The following is a 4,587-nucleotide window of genomic DNA, read 5'->3' as shown; positions in this document are numbered from 1 at the left end:
TGATGGCTCGGACTTGAGCTTGCCACCGCTCCACAGGCGCAGTCGACGTGAGTCATTGATCTGGACGACCTGCTTCCTGCCGGTGTTCTGCACGTCGCCGACGGCACAGGTATAGATGTACGTTCCGCGGGGTAGCTTCGGCTCGGCCTTTCGCTCGTAGTGGCCATTCTCCGCCACATAGATCCTCACGCCTTTGGGAAAGAGCGTCTCCTGTCCCACCCGTTGCGCGTACAGGACCGGCCGGTCCTGGCCGTCGTGAAGGACCCGGAAGAACAGATCCACATCCGTCCAGGTCCGGACCCACTCCCCCTTCTGCAACTCCAGGACAAACGAGTTGGGCTCCCCTCCGTAATAGCTCGTCACGAAGATCTCGGCCGCACCGTTGCCGTTGATGTCGGCCGCATCCAGCGCCAGAATGTTGGTATACCGTTCCCACGACTGGTCCTTGCTCGACCAGAGCAGGCGAAAGGCCTTTCCCTGGACAGCGTAAATGGAAATCCGATTGTGGAGGGCTGTCGCGACCTCCTTTCGCCCATCGCCGGTGAAGTCAGCCACCGCGATGCCCCGGAGCTCCCCATCATACTCGGGGCCCAGGTCGAGCCGCGCACTGGGAATGCCCATGTACGGGACAGCCAAAAAGCTGTCCTTGGACCGTTGGCCCGGTGGACCCAGCCAGGCCGGTTGGGGAACATCCTCGGCCGGGGGCGCCACAGCCGGCTGCGGGGACGGGGCAGGTGTCTGAGGCTTCACTTGCTGTTGTGCGGGTGCCGTCGGAGCCGCGGCTGCCATCCGCACCTCGGCGCTCGCCAGATAGAGTGGCCGGCCGGAGAAGGTCGAGACGACCTTGAGTTCGACATTCAACCCGCCTTCGGCCGAGCGCACGACCGGAAAAATCACCGCGTGCAGCCGCAGCGTCTGGCGCAGGATCTCGAGGACGCGAGGGTCGGTCAGCGCGGTGGTATCGGCCACCTGCTCCTTGGTCAGGGTCGCGCGCATCATCCGCTCGTCGATCACCTCGAAGCGGCCGGTCTTGAGCAGCGCGGCCTCGATCTCGCGATGTAGAATCCGGGCCTGCCGTTCGTCCATCACCGAGGAGGTGACATGGGCCAGCCCGGCGAGGATCCGCGCCTTGCTCACACGGACCCCGTCTCCCTGCCGGCACTTTTCCCCTTCTTCGAGCTGGACTATCTCGGCGACGGAAAACTGGTCCTGGACCTCTACCAACCGGACCACTCCCACCGGGAGATCCATCCGGCCGAGGACTTGACCGGTGACCGGATGCCTGAAGGGCTCTCCTTCGCGGAAGATCTCCAGTTCCATCCCCACGTACGCACCACTTTCAGCGGTGACGTCGAGGAGATAACGATTGTTCGGAAGAGAAGACAGGACCGTCCCCCAAAGCGGTTTGAAGGCCTCGGCGACTTGGCGGGCCGCCTGATCTGCCGCACTGCTCACCGAGGATGCGGGTTCAGCGTGCACACCTGTCCCTGTGAGCCCCAGGAGTAGCACCGACATCACTAGCGAGGTCGCCTTCACCGGTACTCCTGCTCGATTACGCCGATCAACGGGAGTGACAACAGGAAGGGAGTTTTTGGGGAGCCTCTCAGTCGGTCCCGACGACACGAATCACTCTCCCTCTGACAGGGACCATCAGAGGGAAGAAAAAAGAATTTCATAAGTCCGTAACTCGAATTGCGCCTGACCGGCCCACCCTTCGTCGGCGTAGGTCTTCTCCCGATACTTTCCCTCCTGGAAACGTGAGTTTAAAGTCAGGAAAAATAAGCAAAAGGTATTTATCACCCCCCTGCCCCCGCTGTCAAGCAAAATGTGCGCTCTCCCTACGGGCAAGTCCCGTTTCAAACGGGGTTGCATGGGGCTCCCTTGGGGGTTCAGGGTTCAGGGTTCAGCGACTGGCCAGAACCTGGTACTTCGACCAGTTCGATCAGGATGCCGTGGGCCCCCTTGGGATGAATGAAGGCCACCCGGGTGCCATCTGCCCCGGGCCGGGGAGCATCATCGAGCAGGGGAACCCCGGCCTCCCGGAGCTGTTTCATGCTTTCGTCCAGATTCGCGACCTCGAGGCAGATATGGTGAATGCCCTCCCCTCGCTTCTCCAGAAATTTCTCGAGGGGGTTTCCCTTTCCCACGCCCTCGACGAGTTCGATTTCGGTATCCCCGACCGGAAGGAAGGCAACTTTTGCCTTTTCCGTCTCTACCACCTCGGTCCGCTCGCAATGAAGCCCCAGCACCGTTTCGAAGAACCGTGAGGCTTGGTCCACGCTGCGAACCGCAACGGCGATGTGGGCCACTTTCTTAATCATCGTTCGCGGCAAAGACACGGGTGTGTGATCGCGTCCTAGCAAGGGGAGTGCCATCCCCATTTCGTGCCAGGCGGAATGTGGTCCAACTCTTTGATTTTAAAGGTGACATGGCGAAGGAAGATCACACAAGCAGGTTCAGGGCTGAGGTGACCGGTTGGGGCAAAAATACCTCAGGTCAGTTCACTTTATACCACACCTGTTGGCGCTCCGGACTGCAATGGCGATGTGCGCCGCCCGCTTAATCACAGTTCACGGTTCACAGGACAGATAACCACCGTTCAGGGTTCAGAGTTCAGGGTTCAGGGTAAAGACCTAAACCCGCCGAATGGAATTGATGAGCTTCGAAAGCATCTTCGATAGGCTCTCACAGCGCCTGTAAAACATTCCGAAACCGTTCTCGCCTAAGTAACCCTGCCGCTGTGCGATAGTCAACAACGGAACACACTCCCAAATAGAGGTGCGCGCCATTCTGAGATAGTGGGCGAACTCCTTCTTCGATCTCCCACTTCCTTCCGCAATATTCACTGCTACAGACACAGCAGCTCTTCGAAGTTGCGCTGTGAGTCCATAGGTCTCATCTGTCGGAAATTTTGCAGTAAGCTCGTAAACCGAATCGGCAAAACCCAGCGACTCTTGATAAACATCGAGCTTTTCGAAATCGAAACCCATGCTTTTGCCATGAACCCTGAACCGTGAACCCTGAACACCCCACCCCTAGACGGTGATGTTCTCGCGATGCTCGCCGAAAACCTGTCGCAACACGTGGCAGATCTCGCCGATGGTGGCATAGGCCTTGACTGCCGCCAGAATGGGGGGAAGGAGATTGACATTTTCACGGGCCGCCGCGTTAAGGTCCGCGAGCGTCCGCTCCACCACCCCGGCATCCCGCCGCCGCCGCAGGTTCTCTAGCTCACGCCGTCGGTCTTCTTCGATCCGCGAATCCACCCGGAAGACGGGGGCCTTGACCTTTTCCGTCATCACATATTCATTGAGACCCACCACGACCTTGGCCTTACGCTCTACCTGCCCTTGCTCCCGGTAGGCCGACTCTTGGATCTCTTTCTGGACGTAGCCCATCTCGATCGCCCTGAGCATCCCGCCGAGTGCATCGATGCGGGCAAGATACTGCCGGGCCTCTTCCTCGAGCCGATCGGTGAGCCTCTCGAGGTAATACGAGCCGCCTAACGGATCCACCACATCGGCCGCGCCGCTTTCGTATGCGATGATTTGCTGGGTCCGCAAGGCAATGCGCGCCGAGTCTTCCGTGGGCAGCCCCAGCGCCTCGTCCCGGGAGTTGGTGTGGAGCGACTGGGTTCCCCCCAGGACCGCCGCGAGTGCCTGGAGCGCCACGCGGATGACGTTGTTGTCCGGCTGCTGGGCCGTCAGGGTCACGCCAGCCGTCTGGGTGTGGAACCGCAGCATCCAGGATTGAGGATTTTCGGCCCCGAAGCGCTCCCGCATCAGGGAGGCCCAGAGGCGTCGCGCGGCCCGGAATTTGGCCACTTCCTCGAAGAAGTTATTGTGACAGGCAAAGAAGAACGAGAGCTGCGAGGCAAAGGTGTCCACATTCAGTCCCGCCTTGACCGCCGCCTCTACATAGGCCACCGCGTCGGCGAGCGTAAAGCTGAGCTCCTGCACGGCCGTGGCGCCCGCTTCCCGGATGTGGTAGCCGCTGATGCTGATGGGATGCCATCGGGGCATCCGTTCCGCGCCAAAAGCGAACAGATCGGTGATGAGGCGCATAGAGGGCGTCGGCGGAAAGATATAGGTTCCCCGGGCGATGTACTCCTTCAGGATGTCGTTCTGCACGGTCCCGTTCAGCTTCTCGGGTGGAACGCCCTGCTTCTCTCCCACCGCCACGTACATGCTGAGCAAGATGGCGGCGGTGGCATTGATCGTCATGGAGGTGCTGACCCGACCCAGAGGGATGCCGTCCAAGAGGCGTTCCATGTCCTCGAGCGAATCGATGGCGACCCCCACCTTGCCCACCTCTCCATGGGCCTCGGGTGCGTCGGAGTCGTAGCCGATCTGGGTCGGCAGGTCGAAGGCCACGCTCAGGCCGGTCTGGCCCTGCTCTAAGAGATACCGAAACCGGCGATTGGTCTCTTCCGCCGTCCCGAAGCCGGCGTACTGCCGCATCGTCCAGAGGCGGCCGCGATACATGGTGGGCTGGACACCCCGGGTGAACGGATACTCCCCGGGAAACCCGAGCTGCGACCGGTACTCCCATTCGGCGAGATCGAGAGGGGTGTAGAGGCGCTCGACC

4 protein-coding genes are annotated in these 4,587 nt (G+C 60.8%); all 4 read right to left on the bottom strand.

Annotated elements, in window-relative coordinates; genetic code table 11:
• Positions 1 to 1,455, bottom strand: a 1,455-nt coding sequence (locus tag O6929_00845) for a VCBS repeat-containing protein (protein ID MCZ6478942.1), incomplete at its 3' end; no start/stop codon positions are given.
• Positions 1,456 to 1,889: 434 nt separating this feature from the next.
• The gene (gene mce, locus O6929_00840; protein ID MCZ6478941.1) at positions 1,890 to 2,321 is read right to left on the bottom strand and encodes a methylmalonyl-CoA epimerase; all 432 of its coding nucleotides are present in this window, start codon (positions 2,319 to 2,321) and stop codon (positions 1,890 to 1,892) included.
• A 312-nt stretch (positions 2,322 to 2,633) separates the two neighbouring features.
• A complete protein-coding gene (locus O6929_00835) occupies positions 2,634 to 2,990 on the bottom strand; it encodes a four helix bundle protein (protein MCZ6478940.1) in 357 nt (118 codons plus the stop codon).
• A gap of 45 nt (positions 2,991 to 3,035) precedes the next feature.
• A partial coding sequence (locus O6929_00830) for a methylmalonyl-CoA mutase family protein (GenBank protein ID MCZ6478939.1) occupies positions 3,036 to 4,587 on the bottom strand: 1,552 nt, incomplete at its 5' end.

This window comes from Candidatus Methylomirabilota bacterium, from assembly GCA_027293415.1.
Lineage (GTDB): Bacteria > Methylomirabilota > Methylomirabilia > Methylomirabilales > CSP1-5 > CSP1-5.
Note: the sequence above shows the minus strand (reverse complement) of the source record. Positions and strands in the feature narration are given on the sequence as shown.

What these genes read in the sequence shown, in the direction of transcription:
- mce (MCZ6478941.1), bottom strand. Translation starts at nt 2,321, where the DNA reads ATGATTAAGAAAGTGGCCCACATCGCCGTTGCGGTTCGCAGCGTGGAC.
- O6929_00835 (MCZ6478940.1), bottom strand. Translation starts at nt 2,990, where the DNA reads ATGGGTTTCGATTTCGAAAAGCTCGATGTTTATCAAGAGTCGCTGGGT.